The organism is Actinomycetospora sp., assembly GCF_055612215.1.
Window position 1 is genome coordinate 1 of sequence record NZ_JBVPVA010000695.1, and the last position, 1028, is coordinate 1028.

Genomic DNA, 1028 nt, shown 5'->3' on the forward strand with positions numbered 1-1028 from the left:
TCGCCGATGTTGCGCATCTTCGCGAGCATCGCGCCCTCGACGGCGGCGTCGACGTCGGCGTCCGCGCACACCACGAACGGCGCGTTGCCGCCGAGCTCCATCGAGGTCTTGAGCACCTGCTGCGCGGACTGCTCGATGAGCCTCTGCCCGACCTCGGTGGAGCCGGTGAACGAGAGCTTGCGGATGCGGCCGTCGGCGATCAGCGGGCCCATCACCTTGCCGGTCGACTTCGTGGTGACGACGTTGAGCACGCCCTCGGGCAGTCCCGCCGCCGCCAGGATGTCGGCGAGCTTGAGGATCGTCAGCGGCGTCAGGGACGCCGGCTTGATCACCATGGTGCAGCCGGCGGCGATCGCGGGCCCGATCTTGCGGGTGCCCATGGCCAGCGGGAAGTTCCACGGGGTGATGAGCAGGCACGGGCCGATCGGCTGGCGCATCACGAGCATCCGGCCGCTGCCGGTCGCGTTCACCTTCCACTCGCCCGAGATCCGCACCGCCTCCTCGGCGAACCAGCGGAAGAACTCGGCGGCGTAGCCGATCTCGGCCTTGGACTCCGCGAGCGGCTTGCCCATCTCGAGGGTCATGAGCATCGCGATGTCGTCGGTCTGCTCGGTGATCATCTCGAAGGCCCGGCGCAGGATCTCGCCGCGCTCGCGCGGGGCGGTCGCCGCCCACTCGGCCTGCGCCTTCGCCGCGGCGTCCAGCGCGGCCATGCCGTCGTCGGGGGAGGCGTCGGCGACCTCGCAGAGGATCTCGCCCGTGGACGGGTCCTCGACGGGGAACGTCTTCCCCTCCGCGGCGTCGCGCTCCCGGCCGCCGATCAGCAGCTTCTTCGGGACGTCCTCGATGATCCGGCGCTCCCGTGCGGCGTCACCCATGGCGTGCTCCCAGCTCCCTCGACCGCGGCGGCCCCGTCGAGCACGCCGGTGCGCCCGGTGAGGTGCCCCCTCGCCCCGCACTCCATGCCGACGGAGCGCACACCGCGCCGAACGTCGGGTTCGTGCCTACCCTCGGGAGTCGTGTTCTCC

The 1028-nt window shown here is 71.5% G+C and carries 1 protein-coding gene; it reads right to left on the reverse strand.

Annotation, left to right across the window (positions count from 1 at the left end):
• Nucleotides 1-878: aldehyde dehydrogenase family protein (locus AC0CYZ_RS19085; RefSeq protein ID WP_472218170.1), on the reverse strand; the 878-nt coding region annotated here is incomplete at its 3' end.
• Between the last annotated feature and the right edge of the window lie 150 nt (nucleotides 879-1028).